At 58.9% G+C, this 17,688-nt stretch carries 12 protein-coding genes; 7 read left to right on the forward strand and 5 right to left on the reverse strand.

Features of this window, described 5'->3' with window-relative positions; translation table 11 throughout:
- The first annotated feature begins 47 nt into the window (after positions 1 to 47).
- The 4 genes from EXE48_RS04470 (at position 48) to EXE48_RS19215 (ending at position 8,018) form a co-directional block, all read left to right on the forward strand.
- Positions 48 to 1,481, forward strand: coding sequence for a tubulin/FtsZ family protein (locus EXE48_RS04470; protein ID WP_137710828.1), 1,434 nt, complete (start codon positions 48 to 50; stop codon positions 1,479 to 1,481).
- Positions 1,478 to 2,083 (forward strand): TetR/AcrR family transcriptional regulator, encoded by a 606-nt coding sequence (locus EXE48_RS04475; protein WP_137710829.1) that lies wholly within the window; start codon positions 1,478 to 1,480, stop codon positions 2,081 to 2,083. Before EXE48_RS04470 ends, EXE48_RS04475 begins: the two co-directional genes overlap by 4 nt.
- Before the next feature lie 175 nt (positions 2,084 to 2,258).
- The gene (locus EXE48_RS04480; protein WP_137710830.1) at positions 2,259 to 4,796 is read left to right on the forward strand and encodes a hypothetical protein; all 2,538 of its coding nucleotides are present in this window, start codon (positions 2,259 to 2,261) and stop codon (positions 4,794 to 4,796) included.
- 372 nt (positions 4,797 to 5,168) lie between these two features.
- A complete protein-coding gene (locus EXE48_RS19215; RefSeq protein ID WP_274595428.1) occupies positions 5,169 to 8,018 on the forward strand; it encodes a BGTF surface domain-containing protein in 2,850 nt (949 codons plus the stop codon).
- Positions 8,019 to 8,329: 311 nt separating this feature from the next.
- Here the strand turns inward: EXE48_RS19215 and EXE48_RS04490 are convergent, their stop codons facing one another.
- Entirely contained in the window at positions 8,330 to 9,601 is a 1,272-nt protein-coding gene (locus tag EXE48_RS04490; protein ID WP_394348036.1) for an RNA-guided endonuclease InsQ/TnpB family protein, read from the reverse strand.
- Between the two features lie 630 nt (positions 9,602 to 10,231).
- On the reverse strand, positions 10,232 to 10,849 hold the full coding sequence (locus tag EXE48_RS04495; protein WP_137710831.1) for a TetR/AcrR family transcriptional regulator: 618 nt from the start codon (positions 10,847 to 10,849) through the stop codon (positions 10,232 to 10,234).
- Between the two features lie 727 nt (positions 10,850 to 11,576).
- Between EXE48_RS04495 and EXE48_RS04500 the strand changes: the two genes are divergently transcribed.
- Complete coding sequence (locus tag EXE48_RS04500; RefSeq protein ID WP_241991945.1) at positions 11,577 to 12,740, forward strand: COG1361 S-layer family protein; 1,164 nt, start codon at positions 11,577 to 11,579, stop codon at positions 12,738 to 12,740.
- Between the two features lie 3 nt (positions 12,741 to 12,743).
- On the forward strand, positions 12,744 to 15,218 hold the full coding sequence (locus tag EXE48_RS04505) for an efflux RND transporter permease subunit (protein ID WP_137710833.1): 2,475 nt from the start codon (positions 12,744 to 12,746) through the stop codon (positions 15,216 to 15,218).
- Positions 15,219 to 15,657: 439 nt separating this feature from the next.
- Here EXE48_RS04505 and EXE48_RS04510 read toward each other — a convergent pair whose 3' ends face one another.
- From EXE48_RS04510 to EXE48_RS04515, 3 genes are all read right to left on the reverse strand, one after another.
- Positions 15,658 to 16,113 carry a pyridoxamine 5'-phosphate oxidase family protein gene (locus tag EXE48_RS04510; RefSeq protein WP_137710834.1) on the reverse strand — a complete coding sequence of 152 codons (456 nt, stop codon included), beginning with the start codon at positions 16,111 to 16,113 and terminating at the stop codon, positions 15,658 to 15,660.
- A 126-nt stretch (positions 16,114 to 16,239) separates the two neighbouring features.
- Positions 16,240 to 16,398 (reverse strand): DUF7560 family zinc ribbon protein, encoded by a 159-nt coding sequence (locus EXE48_RS18705; protein WP_199236344.1) that lies wholly within the window; start codon positions 16,396 to 16,398, stop codon positions 16,240 to 16,242.
- A 74-nt stretch (positions 16,399 to 16,472) separates the two neighbouring features.
- Positions 16,473 to 17,105, reverse strand: coding sequence for a helix-turn-helix domain-containing protein (locus EXE48_RS04515; protein WP_137710835.1), 633 nt, complete (start codon positions 17,103 to 17,105; stop codon positions 16,473 to 16,475).
- Positions 17,106 to 17,220: 115 nt separating this feature from the next.
- On the opposite strand from EXE48_RS04515, the gene EXE48_RS04520 reads away from it, so the two are divergent.
- Positions 17,221 to 17,607: a winged helix-turn-helix domain-containing protein gene (locus tag EXE48_RS04520; protein WP_121600794.1), complete on the forward strand. Its 387-nt coding sequence runs from the start codon at positions 17,221 to 17,223 to the stop codon at positions 17,605 to 17,607.
- Positions 17,608 to 17,688: the final 81 nt, after the last annotated feature.

Here is a 17,688-nt window from a genome sequence, read left to right on the forward strand (position 1 = left end):
GATACGGCTCGCCCCCGTCGTCATGGTGGACTGCGGCTCGTGGGTGTATGAAACTCGCGCTCGTTGGCGTTGGGGGGTGTGGCACGCGACTCGTTGATCGATTCGTCCGCACCGAACGTCGCACTGGCCGATCAGTAACCAACGGAAACGTCCTTGCGTTCCATACCGAGTCACAACCCTTCCGCCAGACGACAGCAGTATCTACCGACCAACAAGTCCTGCTCGGTGACACCCATCCGGCAGTGCTTCGACGAGATACGAGTACAACGACTGCCCGCCGTGAGCAAAGCACTTGCTCTCGCGATACGCCGTCGACACACTCGGACACCGTTGAGTCCGAGAGTCATCAGGGCACACCTTCTGACACCTCAGAACGTTCCGATGGCACCCAGTCCGGGCCCAACGAGTATGGCGTCGGTGGTGACCCTGATGTCGGCGCACAAGTGGCAATGGCTGACCGCCCAGAAATCCGTCGTGCACTCGACCGGATTGATGAAACAGAGGTGGCAGCGACACTACTCGTGGCTGGACTCGGCGGTGGGACTGCGTCCGGAGTTGGAAGCGTTCTTCTAGATGAACTCACAGCTATCCATGAAACACCCGTGTACGCGCTTGGTGTTCTCCCGGCTGCCACAGAGCCGCCTCAGCGAGCTCTGACTGCCGCCCGCGGTCTCCAAACACTCGTTCCACGCGCAGACTCTGTCTTTCTTGTCGACAATGAGGCTTGGTGTCAAAATGAAGACACCGTCATGGACTGCTACTCGTCGACCAACACCATGACTGTAGAGCGACTCTTCAGCGTATTCGGTGTTGGCGAGCGCGCGACTACGTCTTCGTCCGAAATTCGCGTTGATCCTGCGGATATCACACGCACGCTTGATCTTGGTGGGGTAACGACAGTCGGCCGTGCGACGACGCCGATCGACGCTGAAACTAGCGGCGTTTTGACTCGAGTACTTCGGCTACTTCGCCGTTCTTCATCGGCTGCCGCCACGCCGGTCGACGCATCACAGATCAAGACACTGATTGGCCAAGCCCTACAGTCGAAACTGACGCTACCTTGTGAGATTACCTCTGCGGACCGCGTTCTGCTTATTCTCACCGGTCCGCCAGATACAATCTCCCGGAAGGGGTTCGAGACCGGTCGATATCTTCTCGAAGAGGAAACAGAGACAGTTGAGGTTCTGGCCGGCGACGAGCCCGTTCACCACAGTACAGAACTCACAGCAACCGTTGTCCTCTCGAACGTGACTTCCGTTCCACGAATTGATCAACTCCAACAGCGAGCGGTTGCTGCCCAACCTGGTTCCGACACAAATGAGGCTACGGCATCCCCACCACAGGCTGAACGCCCCGATACGTCGTCAGGCACCGATCACCGATCTGCGCAGTCGCGTTCAGATACCGACACAGCACGCAATGCGTTTGACTTTGGTGATGTTGAAGTGAATGCTAACACGGTAGACTCTCCAGAAGAATGAGGTGTGACACATCCAAAACGAACCGGAGCTCTGTCGAGATAGAAATTCTGAAAGCGACGTATGACGCACTACTCAAGCACGGCTACGCCGACCTTTCTGTCACCCGCATCGGCGATGAGCTTGATAAGTCCAAATCAGTAATATACCACCACTATGATACAAAAATGGACCTGCTTAGCGCGCTTCTCGACTTTGCTGTCGATACGTTCCTGTCGCGCATTGAAACCCACCCAAACCGTGGCCCTACAAAAAAGCTCAACCACTTCCTTGAACGACTACTTACGTCAGATCCCGCCGAAGAGTTCCAGTTACAGGCTGTGCTTGTTTGTTTTCGGTCACAAGCAGTCACGGACCAGAAAATTCGGGCCCAGTTCACGCGGATCGATCAGCGCCTAGCCGCAACTATTCAGGACATTATCGCACGGGGCATCCAGAAGGGCGTATTTTGTGATGTTGAAGTGTCACAGGTCTCAGAACATCTTCTTGCGGTAATAAACGGTGTAATAAGTAATCGCCACACAACCGACAGAGAGGGCGTAGCCACAACAGCGCATGCGTCCGTCGTGTCATACGTCGAGTCTGAACTCAAACAATCTTGTTGAAGTATCGCCGAACGAGTTCCAGCACCAGTGGGAGCAATCTGCACACGACATTGAACCCATGTAAAATAGCCTTTGATACACCCCTGTGGTCACCCTTCGCACTCACAGTGGCATTCTAATGTAGGCGCCACACCAACCGAAACGGTAATCGGTACCCCCACACAGAGAAGGAACAATGCCCTCGCCCGAGGACACGACTGCGGCTACCCGTGCGTTCCTCGATGACCACCCCGATGCTGAAGAAGCGCTTGTAGCGCTTGTTGAGCGTAATGCCCAGGGAGAGCCGTGGACCTTTGATGAAATCGAACTTGACTCCGGCCAGTTTGGAGAACTCGTTGCCCGTGACATCGCGACTAGTGTCGATGGTGGCTACCGGCTGGTTCATCCTACCGCGATTCGATCCGTCCTCACGACGACGACTGACTCTCAGGTAAGCACGACCTCACCAGACTCCGAAGTCTCTCCGCCTCCACAGAAATCTACCTCACCTGACGCGACCGAGTCAGCTGCTCCTTTGGGTGTGATTGCTTCCTTCGTGCCCGACCCAGTGACCGCGCTCGCGCTTGCTGGCACTCTTGTCGTCGTAGCGGCGGCACGACTTGTGGCTGCACCCGCCGTGTTCCGTGATGGATTCGTCGTGTCACCATCCAACGACACGTACTTTTTCCGATACTGGCAGGAACAACTTGCGGCGCGTGCTAGTGGCATTTTTGATTTTGGGTTGTTTGCCGACATGGGTGGTGCTGCCAGCGCTCGCCCGCTTGCGCACGCAACAAATTGGTGGCTGACAGCCCTGCTCGGCGGAGTCGATGCCGCACCGACAGTCGCTGCGTGGTTGCCGGTTTTGTCCTCTATCTGTGTGGGGTATCTTGTTTACCGCGTTACCACCACCCTCACTATCGACATCCGAGTTGCACTCGCAGCAGTGGTCTTCTATGGCCTTGCTCCCGCCAACGTGGTGTACACGTCAGTTGGTTTTCTCGACCATCAAGCACATCAGTATCTCTGGCTCGGTCTGCTTGTCACGACTCTCACCATACTCGGAAGCGACCTTCCACGGCGTCGGGCCACAACCGACACAACCGCCGCCGCAAAGGCACATGCTCGCGACCCAACGATGTGGGTGGTCGCAACTGGTCTCGCAATCGCTGTCGCCGCCTCTGCTCACACTTGGGGAGGCTCTCCGCTTACGTTCATTCCGGTGGCGGCGGTTGTAGGAATTCGTGTTGTGCTTGATGTCCGCCACGACGTGCCGCCGGTTTCTGCTAATCTCCCGCTGCTTGCCGGTCTCGGGCTTGGTGCCGGGGGAGCGCTCACCGCCCACCTTACACTTGGCTGGCATGAATCACTTGCCGCAGTCACCCCTGTTCTCGTGGCCGCTGGTGGGGTTGTTGTGGTTTGTCTTGGCACACTCTGGCGTCGCCTCGCGCTGCGGCCGGCTGGACTTGGTGTGGTCAATGTTGTTGTCGCGATCGGTGGGCTTGCTGGCTACGTACTCGCCCGTCCCGACGCCATCAGCCGTATTCGAACCCGCGCCAACGATCTGTTCGGTCGCGGAGGGATCTCTGAGACAGTCTCGCTGTTTAACCCAGACTTTGCTGTGGTGCTTGGGCCTCTGTTCCAACTCGGGCTTGGGTTTTATTTCGCGATCGTTGTGCTTGCGATCCTTACCTGGGTGCTTACTCGTCGGTATGAGCCTGGCTGGCTCGTACTCGTTTGCTTTGCGTGGTACTATGTGTTACTCGCGACGATCCAGGTGCGCTTTGCTGGCCAATTAGCCATCGTCATTGCGCCGTTTGCCGGAATCGGTCTTATCTATTTGCTTTCCTTAATTGACCTCACACGACCGGTTGCGGTACTTGACCCGCCTGAACAGCAGGGTGTAGATTCTGCTGCTGGTGTCGCTCGTAGCCTTGCTGACAGCAGTCTCAACTCTGCTACCAACTCACGCGATGATACTGCCCAAGCCTCGGCATCGATTACATCGCTTCAGTTGCCAGCCGAACGGGGTAAACGAGGCTATCTTGTTGGCGCAATCATCGTTGTGTTACTGTTTAACCTCGTGCTTGTCCCATCGCTCGTCGGGCAAACAACGTATGACCGTGCGCAGTTTGACGCTGCTGTTGAAGTCAGCGCGCACGCAAACGAGACTGCCCGAGAGTATCCACAAAACTTTGTGTTGAGCCAATGGGACGACAACAGAATGTACAATTACTTTGTGAGCGGCGAATCGCGGAGCTATGGATACGCACGACGTATTCATGATGAGTTTCTTGCGACAGCCAACCCGGATAAGTGGTACAAGCAACACCACTCGCGTGTTGGCTACGTCGTGATCACAGAACAGGATCGTGAGGCCGTAGGAAATACGACGTATACGGCGCTGTACGAAGGCCTTGGTGTAGGGGCCAACGGGACAAACGCTGTCGGCCGATACCAGCTGCTTCACACCGACAATGGTGTTCGAACCTTCGCACTTGTTCCTGGTGCCAGCATTCAGGTTACAAACCCATCCACACAGTCAGTAACGGCAGCCACGACCGTGGATCTTGACGGCATCAATTACGAGTACTCCCGGACTGCAGCGGTTGTTAACGGCACGGCAACGGTCCGGGTTGCTTACCCCGGTACCTACCAAGTTGGAAATTCTACGGTCACGATTACTGATCGCGACATCCTTGCGGGTAATCAGACAGCAGTTTCTGTTGGTTGATATCTTTTCCGCCGACAAAACGCGTGAATCCCCGTGGGGGATCCCCGCGTTTAGCGCGGAGAGAGTGTCAAAGCTATACATCTGATTTATAACCCTGATCAGAAGCCTACCGACAATCGCTGATCTTGAAAATGGCCGCAAGAAGCCCGCTATCTGCCTTGCGAACTGTTATCATGGATTCTCAGTCCCACAAAGCATATATAACAACCGCCACAAGCCTGAGTCGCAGACCCTACCCCATCCCAATGCGACACCAATGCGAGTAACCTCCGTCAAGTCTGGTCGCGCCACCGACGTGGTGTTGGTAACTGACGAACAGGCGACCCAGATGGAGACAAAGCACGGTTGTCGCGCCGAAACAACACAACAACAATGACAGAAAACACAAACTATCGCGGAAAGGCCAACGCGGTCTTTTTCGCGGCGATCATGGTCGTATCCATGTTCGCTGCGGGCTTCGCAGCGGCTCCCGTTGCGGCAGCTCCGCTTAACGGCCAGTATGTTGACGATGCTGGCACTTCAGTCGATATCGTTTATCAAGGACAAAACGTCTACGTGACCGGTGGTGACATCGATGCGGCAAGCGTCGGTGACACGGTCAACCTCCGGGAGGTAGACAGCTTCGACAGTGGAGCGGTTGACACCAGTTCACAGGTTGAACAGCTAACCGTTGAGCAGGCCAGTGAATACGGTCTTGGCTCCGGCCTAGCCGTCGAAATTGACACGGACGACCTTTCGTCCGGTGACTACTTCGTGCGCGGTGCGGGCGACCTCCCGAACAGCCCGGACCAGTCGGATACCTTCGAGGTCACGACCCAGTCGCTTAGCGCTGAGTTCGACGACAGCTCAGTGACTGACGAGGGCTCCAACGCGGAGACTGACCTCGATATCTCCTCGGACCGTGGGACCTACAGTGTCAACGTGACTGCTGACGGTCTTGAGGACGAGGACCTGTTCAACATCTTCTCCGGCGATGGTGCAAACTTCAGCGCCGATGCTCCGTCCCGGATCAGCGTCGACGACCTCGACAGTACGAGTAACTTCTACTCGAACGGTGACTTCCGAGTCGGTCTCTACCAGCCCGACGACGAGAACTCCGATCAGAAGATTGTCCTCGTTCGGCACCAGGACGCTGAAGAAGTTGTCGACTTCGACGGCATCGATACTGGTGACTACGACTTCGAGTTCAACGTGACTGACACGGAGGCGTCTGACGCACAGAGCATCTCCGTCGGTGAACTCGACCGGTCTGCCAGCTTCAGTGAGTCCGTCTACTCCCAGACAGCTGGTGACATCGTCGAGATGACGATTGAACTCGAGGACACAGAAAACGCTTGGGTCCAGATCGGCAGTGAGGACTCCGGATTCGTTGACGTCCTCTACATTGAGGACGACGACGATGACAACGAAGTGACTTTCGAGGTCAACACGCGTACGCTTGGGACCGACGTCAACGAAGAGGTTGTCTACAACACTGAGGACGACATCGTCCAAAGTGAACTGTACGGCTCCGTTGCGTCTGGCAACACGCCCGAGTACTACGACGAGGACACCGACACGTCGCTCAGCCCTGACAGCTTCAAGCAGTACCTCGTTGCTATCGATCAGATCGAGAGCAGCGAAACTCCGTTCGACCAGCTAACCCGTCCGCTTCAGCCGACCACGTACGAGGTCGCTGTGAACGGGAACAACAACTTCATCGTCAACGAGGACGAGGAGTCCGAGCTGGACGATGAAATCGGTCTGGCGACGCTCGACCTCACGCAGCCTGGTGTCGAGAACGTCCAGACGTGGACGGCACCCGCCAACCCGGCTGACGAGACGTCGAACGTCACCGAGCTGCTGAACAAGGTGTCGCAGGATTCGGACATCGCGCTTGACGACCAGCTCGTCATCCAGGCGGAAGCCACAGGCATCTACGGCCACATGGTGGCATTAGACTCCAACGGCTTCGACGCGCTCGATGACGGATTCAGTGCATCCACGCTCAGCGATCTTGACGACCGGACGGGCGAGGGTGTGAACATCGAAGTTGAAGCGGACGACGCGACGGGTAATCAGGACCCGACGTCGCTCGACTTCAGCGCAAACCAGGATGTCATCTCGGTCTTCGTTGATCAGGAGTCCGGTCAGATGTTCATCGTGGTCGACACGAGTGAGGACGATTCCGCGTTCTCGCAGTCGGTCGACGATGACACGGACTTCACGGCTGAAATCGAATACGAAGCCGACGACGAAGAACAGTTCAACTTCATTGACCCGGACACCGATGCGCGTGGTGGCGCTGACGGCAACCCCAACGTGGCCGCCTTCCCGTACTTCGCGGCTGGTGAGGACAACACGGAGTCGGCCTCGGCTGACTTCAACCTCGCCGACCGCGAGGCCTCGTTCGACAACGTCAACGACAACGACGAAGTTGAGATCACCAACACCGAGTCGGCCACGGTGACGGGCACGACCAACGTTGCGCCCGGCACTGAAGTGAGCGTTCGCGTCCAGTCCACCTCCGATGTCTCGCCGTCGTTCGTCGAGACGTCTGAGGACTTCGAGGTTAGTGAGGACGGTACGTTCGAAGCCGAACTCGACCTCAGCGCTGCTTCGCTAAACGACACCGCGACGGTTGACTTCCGCGTTGAAGGAAGTTCGATCGCGGACTCCGACGCAGTGATTGTTGAAGAGGTTGACACGGCTGCGGCGTTCACGGTCTCTGACCTGAACCCGCAGGACGTGACCGCAACCGTCGGTGACTCGCTGACCGTCTCTGCGACGGTCGAGAACACCGGCGAATCCGAGGCGACCCAGACTGTCGAGTTCCGCGTTGGCGGTGACGCGGTCGACAGCCAGGAAGTCACCCTCGGTGGCGGCGAGTCCACCACCGTTGAGTTCACGGGCATCGATACGTCCGGGCTTGACGCGGGTGACTACGAGCACGGCGTCTTCACCAACGACGACAGCCAGACTGCCACGCTCACCCTCGAAGAGGGTGGCGACGGGTCCGACGGTAGTGACGGGTCCGACGGTAGTGACGGGTCCGACGGCTCCGACGGTAGTGACGGGTCCGACGGCTCCGACGGCAGCGACGGTTCGGACGGCTCCGACGGGTCTGACGGTAGTGACGGATCCGACGGCTCCTCCGACAGCGAGACGCCTGGCTTCGGTGCCATCGTCGCGCTCGTCGCGCTCATCGCCGCTGCGCTGCTCGCGACCCGCCGCAACGACTAACGTCGCTGCTACGGTCGCGGCTCGCAGTCGCTAAACTATCGGCCCTCACGGGCCGACTCACACGCGGTCTTTCTTTATTACGCAACACACTAGCCGACAGCACCAGCCATCCCTGTGGCCTTGACCGCCCTATACGCCGGTAGGAACAGATCGGAAGGGGATGGGTTCCGAGTTATCCTTCAGAGGTCGTTTGAGAGAGCTTTGCTCTCTTGTGACGACGAAGGTCTTCAACTTTCGAATCACGGCCTGTCCGCCCAACTTGACATCCTCCTCCGCGTGAACGCGGAGGAATCCCGACCGCATTTGGGATATTAGGGTTTACAGTCTACCACTTGTTCCTGCGGTTGGAATCCGCTGGACAAGTCGTATAGGTGGACTGCGGGCTGTGCCAACCAGCCGGTACTCCTATCTCCGAACGACTGTCCGGGAGACTCGGAGTTACTTTTCTCGTTGATATTGAGTCGGATGTTCTCCGCTCCGTTCACGTCCGCGTTGAACGCCGCATCGCACTCCTCGCAGACGTACAGGCCACGCTCGACGCGCTGGCTGTCCTCCTCTCTCCCACACATACAACACGTCTTGCTCGTGGCACTCTCGTCTACTTCCACAACTTCGATCCCCTCGACCTTCGCTTTGTATTCGAGGATGTTGGTGAAGCGGTCGAATGCCCACCCGTGTAGATCGAGGTTGCCGTGCCTGCCCCAGTTTTTCGAGTTGCCGTTCTCGTCCTCACGGACGCCTTCCAAGTTACCGACATTGATACGGCCAACACCCTTCTCGATACATCGTTGGACGACGTGTTTGGCGAGACCGTGGAAGAAGTGGGTGCGGCGTTCCGACCACTTCGCATGGAGACGTGTAGCTCGTTCACCACCGCTGTCGTCGCACTTGGCAATTTCCTTCGGGAAGTAGTACCCGTCCTGTTTCAGACGGGTTCCGGGGTACAGGTCAGCGGCCTCGGTACTGTAGGCGACAGCGGCGAAGTTGCTGATGCCGAGGTCGATGCCCGCTGTCTCGGTACCCGGAGCAGCGGGAGTCTCGATCTCGTCTGTACAGACGAGGTGGAGTTCCCACCGCCCCTTCGCTTGGTCGTAGACGGCGCGAACCTGTTGAAGATTCTCGACGGTGACGCCGGGGCGCGTTTCGTATTCAACAAGGATGTATTCCCGCGCTCGGGGGTGTTCCTTGTAGTTCGCGCCCTTCGAGAGTCGCACTCGATTGTTCTTGGTGTCGTGGCGGATGCCGTTCTGCTTCCACGTCACTGTGCTACGCGGGTGTTCTTCGTGGACGCGGTTGCCGTCGGTATCGTAGTAGTTGCGCTTGCGGTAGCCGGGCGGATTCGCCCTGTCGTCGGACTTCCTCTTTTCGTACCACGAGTTGAAGGCTTCAGCGAGTTCCTCCAGAACGCGCTGACTGGACTGCGAATGTATCCCCTTGTACTTGTTGTGAGTCTTCAACTCGTCTTTGAGGTCGCCGTGATCGGGAATCTCCCCGGTTTCTTCCCAGACTTCTCGGGAGTGGTAGTTGGCGACGTTCCAGAGTTTGCTGGCGCTCCACCCGTGCCGGTCGAGTATCTCAGCCACTTGATTGTGGTTGAGAATTTTGGCGCGGTGAGTGCGGTGGACCTACAGCATTCTGAACGCCTGTATAACCTATTATACGAGCTTTTCTTGTAAAGGTTCGGCTGAGAGCGTGGAATATCCGGCCTTGCCATCGGCGGTGGATTGTTGAATGGGTTGTCGGATTCATCCCGCGGCTAAAGGCGCGGGTATTCTCCTTGCGATTTATAACGAGACAGCATCTGAAAGGGCAGTCGGAGAACGCTACATCCTTGACGGGCCTGTCTCTGCTACCTGCTCAAAGCACGCGATGCGATACCTCCAGCTCCGGTGATGCCTGCTGGCGTCTCCATGGCAAAACAACATGTTGGGACGCCATACACGGTGAAGGATGATAACGGCCACTTGGCATGACCAGCACTCCACCATTCCAACATCATGGGTCTACCCGTGCCCGAAAGGTCTGGAAGTCAACTGATTGGGGCGTAGACCTGAACCCCCCACCGCTCAGGATTTTTTAGCATTCACGCGGAGGAGGATGTCAAGATGACGGGCTCCTATATCCCCAGTCTCTATCGAAGCACGGCGAATACTTGCGGCTAGAATCGCACACGCGAAGGAGAGGCCAACTGTCTTTGGAGTTTTGCGATATTTCTACGACTCCACAAACAATCCATCAACAACCGTCTCAATCAGCGCACCCTGTACTTGCTCATACTCAACACCACTTTCCGCTCCGACTGGTGCGCTTTGTGCCCGAACAGTAAACACCAGTGAGATGAATAACTGCTCGATAAGATCTCGATCATCATACCGGAACGTCTCAAGTGCCGCCCACCGCTCAGTAAACGGCAAATTCGGGCCACCGGGTTGTTCGCCGTCAAACTTCCCGTCAGCCTCTAACTGTTCGAGTTGGTCCTGAAGTGTCCGTAACTCACCGTCAACTAGCAACGCAGAAATTAGTGGATTTGATTGAATCTCGTCTAACATAGTTTGGAGAAATAGTCGGACCTCGTCTCGTGGGGTTTCCCCTGTTTTGACAGCGTCCGCAATGTTCTCTTCAAGACGCCGCCGCTCTATGAGGAGTACCTTCACATACAACTCCTCTTTCGAGTCAAAGAACTGATAAAATGTACTCGTCCCAATCTCAGCTTCAGCTGTGAGGTCGCTGATACGGGTCCGCTCAAATCCGAACCGCGCGAACGACTCCTGGCCGGCTTCAATCAACTGCGACCGGATCCGCTCTCTGTCTTGCTCACTAAATCGGCTCATTTTCTTTCCTGTTGACGCCTCTTACTGATTCACTTGACTCCATCGACTGGCCTTTAGAAACCCAAGAACAAAATGTTTATCAATTTGTGGCCCCCTCTAACGACGTACACCAAATGACGGATCTCACAGAGCTAACTGCCAACAGACGTACCAATGCGACCGGTGTATCCGTGCCTTGGACGGTCGCTGTCCGCCCCACCCGGAGGCGGTCTACATGAACCGGCGTTCGATCGTTACTGTTTGTATAACATTTCTGCTGGTGACTAGTGGGACAGTCGGTGCCACTGCCGGAGCAGGGGCAGTTGGTGGCTCGTCCGGTGAGACATCAACCATGGATATTTCTGGCACGGGCTCGGATGCGCCGTTCCCACAAACAGCAACTCTCGTCCGCGGCTCACCGGACCTATCTGTAGCCCTCGCACGGCCAGAGGTTACCCCAGGGCGTACGAATCAGGTGACACTTCAGTTGATCAATGACGGTAAGGTCGACATCGGTACGCCGCAAAACCGTGATGCGGTTACGACCGCTCGCAATGTTCGGCTTACCGCGGAGGCTGATAACTCACCACTCAAAGTCGAAACCGGCACCCTCGCCCTCGGAGCGGTAACTGAAAACCGGCCGCGTGACGTGCCACTGGCGGTATCTGTCCCGAACGGGACTGAAGCCGGTAATTATGAACTTGAAATCGACGTAGAATATTCATACACGTCCCAGCTGAGCGCCGGTGTGAGCTACGACAAAGAGGCAACAACAACGCTCCACGTCGACGTCGAAGTGACTGACGACCCTCGTTTCAAAATCGTCGATGTCACGACTGACGCGCAGGTCGGTGACCGCGGCACACTCGAGGCAACACTCAAAAACATCGGCGCGACGGCTGCGTACGACGCAACCGTCGCGCTCGAATCGTCGAGTGCTGGCTTAGCGCTAGGTCAGCGCGCCTCGGATGCGGCCCGCGTTGGATCGATCTCGCCGGGCGAAACTGTCACAATCCCGTACGATGCCTCGTTCACATCGACCGCACCAACCCGTCAGTACGCCATCTCCGGGCAGGTGTCGTTCGATACTCCCGACGGGATCCCCCACGTTGACCAGGGGCTCTCGGCGGGCGTGACACCGCTCGGCGAACAAACATTCGCGCTCGAAGACGTTGAGTCGACACTGCGCGTGGGCGAAGACGGGGAGATAACCGGTACGGTCGTTAATACCGGTCCCGTCGCGGCAGACAACGTCGTCATTCAGTACGCGGGCAGTACTGGCAACATCATCCCGATTGAGCAGTCAGCTGCTGTCGGATCGCTCGATGCAGGTGAGTCGACGGCGTTCACCCTGCCGATTTCAGTCGGTGGTGAGGCCGAGTCAGGACTCCGTACTGTCGACTTCGCCGTCCAGTACCGCAATGACGGCGGCGAAGCCCGGGTGTACAATGAAGTTGCGGTCAACGCCGAGGTTGCCCCAGAACGGGACAGCTTCTCCGTCGCGATCGAAAATCAGACGATCGAAGCCGACGGTTCTCGAACGATCGAGGTGACTGTCACGAACAATCTCGGTGAGCCCGCAAGCGATCTTGAGGCGCGACTGTTCGCCAACGACCCGCTCGAAACCGGTGACACTGACACCGGGTACGCCCAGTCACTTGACGCGGGCGAGTCGACGACGATGACGTTCGACCTGACTACGACGGGTTCCGCAACCCCCGGCAGTACGTACCCCATCTCGCTTGACTTCCGGTATGACGACGCCGACGGTGACAGCCAGCTCTCGGACACCTACCGGGTGCCGATCACCGTGACGCCGAGTGAAGGCGGAGGCCTCCCGCTGCCCGTCATTTTCGTCGCGGCACTCGTGGTCGGGACCGTCGGGCTCATCGTCTACCGGAGGCGGCAGTAACTCATGGCGCTCAGTGATCGGATCGAGGCGGGAATCCGGCGGGTTAACGATGCCATCGTCGACCGGCCGCGGCAGGTGATTGTCGCGTTCCTCGTGCTCACCGTCGTCTTTGCCGGCGGTATCGGACTCGTCAGCACCGACACTGGGGCCACCGATGCGTTCACTGAGGGGCTTGATGAGCAGGAAGCCCTTGATGCGGTCAATCAAGAGTTCGACGATCCGTTCGAACCGGACAGCGAGTCGACGCAACTCATCCATACCGGCGGCAACGTCCTCACGAAAGAGGCACTTACACGAGAGTTACGGCTGCTCGAAGATATCTCGCAACGTGATGACCTTCGTGTGGATTCGGTGACCGGTCCGGCGACGGTGGTTGCGAGCGCACTAGATCCGTCGGCCACGAGCATAACGGAACAGCGGCGGGCCGTCGAAGCCGCCAGTCCGACCACCGTGCGACGAACCGTTCGAGAGCTATCAGATAACCCACGGTTCAGTCGCTCACTGTCGACGGATTTCAATCCGACGGCTGTCACCGCGTCGGCATCGATCACGGTCGTGTCACACGAGGTGCCGGCCGGCTTCTCGAACCTCCAAGAACTCCAGACGACCATTCAGTCGATTACGAACGATTATCCGAGCGATGTCCGCGCCTTCGGAACCGGCGTGACCAACGCTGAAACGGCGACCGTCATCGGCGACTCGCTGACGATCGTGATGCCTGTTGTGGTGCTTCTGTTGCTGATCTTCCTTGTTGTCGCCTATCGAGACCCGATTGACCTGTCGCTAGGACTGCTATCGCTGTTGATGACCGTCATCTGGACGTTCGGCTTTCTTGGGTTCTCTGGCATCCCGTTCAGCCAGCAGATGATTTCCGTGCCAGTGCTGTTGCTTGCGGTCGGGGTTGACTTTGGGATCCACATCATCAACCGGTACCGCGAGGAGACGGTCAAGGGCTACCAGGCCGTCGAAGCGATGCGCGAAGCAAACAACCAGTTGATGGTCGCGTTCATTATCGTCACTGTCACGACGGTGTTTGGATTCGGCGCCAACGTCGTTTCCGACTTGGGCCCGATCCGGGACCTTGGTATCGCCTCTGCGGTCGGGATAATTTTCACATTCCTTATATTCGGATTATTCCTGCCGGCGGCAAAACTTGAGGTCGACAAGCTGCGGGAGGCGTACGATGTTCCCGAATTCAACTCGGCGCCGATCTCTTCGAGCGACTCTACGCTCGGAAAAATCCTCACCCTCCCGACACAGGCCAGTCAGTATGCGCCGATCGCACTTGTGGTTGTCCTGCTTATTTCCGGTGGCATGGCAACCGCCTATGGGAGCGGCGTGGACACGTCCTTCGAGACGGAAGACTTCTTGCCTCCCGAAGAGTTGCCCGAGTACGTTACTGCGCTTCCAGAACCGTTCGCGCCCAGCGAATACACGGTCGCGGAAACAATCTCACTGCTTGAGGACCGGTTTTCGACGAACCAAGACCAATCAGTGAAGATATACGTAGAGGGGAACTTCGAAGAAGACCACGCACTAGAGGCGCTCGCGGCCCCGAACGAAAATCCGCCTGGCACGCTCGCGGTCGGTGACGGCGGCCGTGCTCGGCCGACGAGTATTGTCACCGTTATCCAGTCGCAGGCAGAGCGGGATCCCGAATTCGGCCGGCTCGTTGCCCGTAGCGACGTTGATGGCAACGGGATCCCTGACCGGAATCTCGAGCGGATCTATGACGAACTGTTCGCGTCACCGGCCGGTGATCGGGCCGCACAGTATCTCACCCCTGACCGGCGGAACGCACAGATCGACTACGCCATCGAATCGAGTGCGACCCAAGGCGAAGCCGCCGCCGACGCACGCCAATTCGCGGAGGACTTCCGCCCTGCGGCGACCGCAACCGGCCAGCTCGTCGTGTTCGACGCGGTCACGGATATCATCTTCAACTCCGCGATTCAGGGGTTGATCCTCGCTATGGGGCTGACTGGAATCTTCCTCGTCATCTCGTACGGCGTGCTTGAGGGGAAGCCACTGCTCGGGATCGTGAATCTCTTCCCGATTCTGATCGCTATCGCCTTCCTCTTAGGGACGATGCGAGCGCTCGGGCTCTCGCTGAACGCGCTTACTGCCACTATTCTCTCTATCTCTATCGGGCTCGGCATCGCGTACTCGGTTCACGCGACCCACCGGTTCATTGACGAGTACAACGAGAACGCGGACGCGCTCCAGTCGATGATCATCACGTTCTCTGGGACCGGTGGCGCGCTGCTCGGAAGTATGCTCACCACGTCGCTCGGGACCGGTGCGTTGGCGCTTGCGATTACCCCTGTTCTGGGCGACTTCGGCTTGCTGATGGCGCTGAGCGTCATCTACTCGTTCATCTTTACCGTGGTTGCACTTCCGCCGGCCGTCCTCCTGTGGGAGCGGTATCAGAATGTTTTCTCTGGCACTCTTTCATCGTTCACTTCCTCTCACCACTGATGCGGTCTTTTTTTACTGTCTTGTGTCCCCATATCGTCTGGAGACTCTGACAAAGCCCTACAGTCGCTTTGACAACCCCTCTCGATGTACTTTTTCCGCAGCTCTGAGTGTTCTGTGACAAGAATTCGTGTAGTACGATAGATTGAAGTGGATCTCACCGTCAACCTGACATGCCAGACGCTGTCATGAGACACTCTCAATGGTTGCCGTGGCACGGAACTATTAGCGTATCCCAGTGATGGTGTCTGGCATCCCTCAGCTGGGAGTGCTTGTCTGAGACACACTCGGCCTCAGTTGCACATCTGCGGCCTCCCGATCCTGTAGCAGGGTCTGACGCTGTCCCAGCATTGCTGTCCATAAGCTGACACCGTTGTTCCGACTTGTCAGATGTCACCACTGACCACACTTTTTCACGGGTCCAAAATGCTTCCAGCCCCGACTACTCGCTGTCGCGCTCGACGACGACTGTCCGCCCCGTCAACGTCTCAGGCTCGAAGCGGTAGAGTTCGATGTCTAGGTCCGGCTTGTCGTCGGCCCAGATCTCGAAAAGCGGCCGCCGCGCCTCGCCGTACTGCGCGATCGTCTCGGGGGTGAGCTCGTCGAGGTCGACCCGTTCGAGGGCGCCGACGCCGACGACGCTTGCGTACTCGTCGTCTTCGTCGTCGTAGACGACCACGCGGGCCTGCGGCGTCGACGCGAGGAACTCGCGCTTCTCGCTGTCGGGCGTCGACACCAGCCGGAGGTACAGCGCGCGGTCGTCCGCGTCGTACCCGTACGAGATCGGGATGGCGTACGGCGCGTCGTCGCGCGCCAGCGCGAGGACGCCCGTCTCGTGGCGGGACAGGTGCGCGTCCACCTCGGCCGGCGACATCTCGACCTCGCTGTTCGTCGGCATACCCGAATTTCTTCGCACGAGGTGATAAAGGACACGAGACGGGGCGGGTCTCGCGCGGGCTGTGGCGCCGTTGTGCGGCGTCGCCGCCGCCGGGTGAGGGGCGTGAACCGAACGCTACCGGCGCCGCTAGCTCATCGCCGGCGCCCCGCCGATGTCCTCCTCGGTGACCGGCGCCCCGCAGACGACACAGCCCGTCTCGAGCAGCGTCGCCCGCATCGCGTCGTCCACCTCGATCGAGCGCCGACACTCCGGGCAGACGAAGGTGTGGGTGGATCGCCCCGTCATACCTGTGCGTACGGTCCCCACGCCCATCAAACGGGCCTCGGATTCTCGGGAGTTCGAAATGTGATAAACGATCCTCACTCTAACAGCGACCCGAACAGCTTCCGCTGGGCGGCCGCGACGTGCTCCGTGAACGTCGACCGACCGATCCCCAGCGACTCGGCCACCTCGCCGGCGTTGGCGCCCTTCGGGTGGTCGAAGTAGCCCGCCTCGTAGGCGGCCGCCAGCACCTCGCGCTGCCGCTCAGTCAGTTCGCTCCGGTCGACGGTGACGAGGTCCGACTCCGTCGGCGTCGTCGTTGACTGGAGCAAGCGCTTCACCTCCATGTCCGGGCAGGCGTCGCGGAACGCCTCCAAGACCGACCGCAGCGTCGGCAGGTCGGTCGCGTGGAAGGTGATCCGGAGCCGGCCGTCGCGGACCGTCGCCTCCGAGACGGGCGTCTCGTGGCGGTCGAGGACCGCGAACGGCGAGTCGGGATCAACGGCGGCGTCGAAGCGGTACGCCGCCCGGCCGCCGTAGTCGAAGACGACCTCGACGCCGTCGGGGACCGCGAGGTCGGCGTCCGCGATGAACTCCACGACGACGCGCTCGCGGTCGGCCGCGGGCGTGCAACGCGTCACCTCGGTGGCCGGCGTCGCCCCGTCGACGACGCCGTCGAACGGGGACAGCGCGGTCGGCAGCGAGACCTCCGCCCGGATTCCCGAACCCATCTCGTTCGTCCGTACCCGTCCCGGGCAAAAACGTTGGCGGGCGCGCGGCCGCGGTATAAAACCCCCCGTATATGATGGGCCACCGTTCGGGGGGCTGGAGCGGGTACGTACAGATATGAAACGTCCCCCGCGCACGACCGACGGCACCACGACGACCGAGGGAGACGCGGCGCTCGACGCGACGTTCGAGGCGCTCGCCGACGCCGACTGCCGGGCGATTCTCGCGGCCGCGACGACCCCGAAGACGACGAGCGAACTGGCCGAGGACTGCGACATCGCGCTCTCGACCGCCTACCGGAAGGTGGAGCTGCTGAGCGAGACGCCGCTGCTCGCCGAAGGGGTCCGGTTCGACCCGGACGGCGACCACGCCGCGGAGTACGTCCGCGACGCCGCCGACGCCGCGATCGAACTCGGCGACGACGGCGTCGCGCTCACGGTTGACGACGGGGGGCGCGACCCGCTGGCCGCCGCGCTCGACGCCCCCGGCGTGTCGGCCGACTGACCGCCGTGCGCGGCGAGGACACACCCTCGATACGCGGCAACCGTTCTCGGGGGTGATAATCGAACGGACAACGTTTTACGC

Source organism: Halorubrum sp. ASP1 (genome assembly GCF_005435135.1).
GTDB classification, from domain to species: Archaea; Halobacteriota; Halobacteria; order Halobacteriales; family Haloferacaceae; genus Halorubrum; species Halorubrum tropicale.

What these genes read in the sequence shown, in the direction of transcription:
- EXE48_RS04470 (WP_137710828.1), top strand. Translation starts at nt 48, where the DNA reads ATGAAACTCGCGCTCGTTGGCGTTGGGGGGTGTGGCACGCGACTCGTT.
- EXE48_RS04475 (WP_137710829.1), top strand. Translation starts at nt 1,478, where the DNA reads ATGAGGTGTGACACATCCAAAACGAACCGGAGCTCTGTCGAGATAGAA.
- EXE48_RS04480 (WP_137710830.1), top strand. Translation starts at nt 2,259, where the DNA reads ATGCCCTCGCCCGAGGACACGACTGCGGCTACCCGTGCGTTCCTCGAT.
- EXE48_RS19215 (WP_274595428.1), top strand. Translation starts at nt 5,169, where the DNA reads ATGACAGAAAACACAAACTATCGCGGAAAGGCCAACGCGGTCTTTTTC.
- EXE48_RS04495 (WP_137710831.1), bottom strand. Translation starts at nt 10,849, where the DNA reads ATGAGCCGATTTAGTGAGCAAGACAGAGAGCGGATCCGGTCGCAGTTG.
- EXE48_RS04505 (WP_137710833.1), top strand. Translation starts at nt 12,744, where the DNA reads ATGGCGCTCAGTGATCGGATCGAGGCGGGAATCCGGCGGGTTAACGAT.
- EXE48_RS04510 (WP_137710834.1), bottom strand. Translation starts at nt 16,113, where the DNA reads ATGCCGACGAACAGCGAGGTCGAGATGTCGCCGGCCGAGGTGGACGCG.
- EXE48_RS18705 (WP_199236344.1), bottom strand. Translation starts at nt 16,398, where the DNA reads ATGACGGGGCGATCCACCCACACCTTCGTCTGCCCGGAGTGTCGGCGC.
- EXE48_RS04515 (WP_137710835.1), bottom strand. Translation starts at nt 17,105, where the DNA reads ATGGGTTCGGGAATCCGGGCGGAGGTCTCGCTGCCGACCGCGCTGTCC.
- EXE48_RS04520 (WP_121600794.1), top strand. Translation starts at nt 17,221, where the DNA reads ATGAAACGTCCCCCGCGCACGACCGACGGCACCACGACGACCGAGGGA.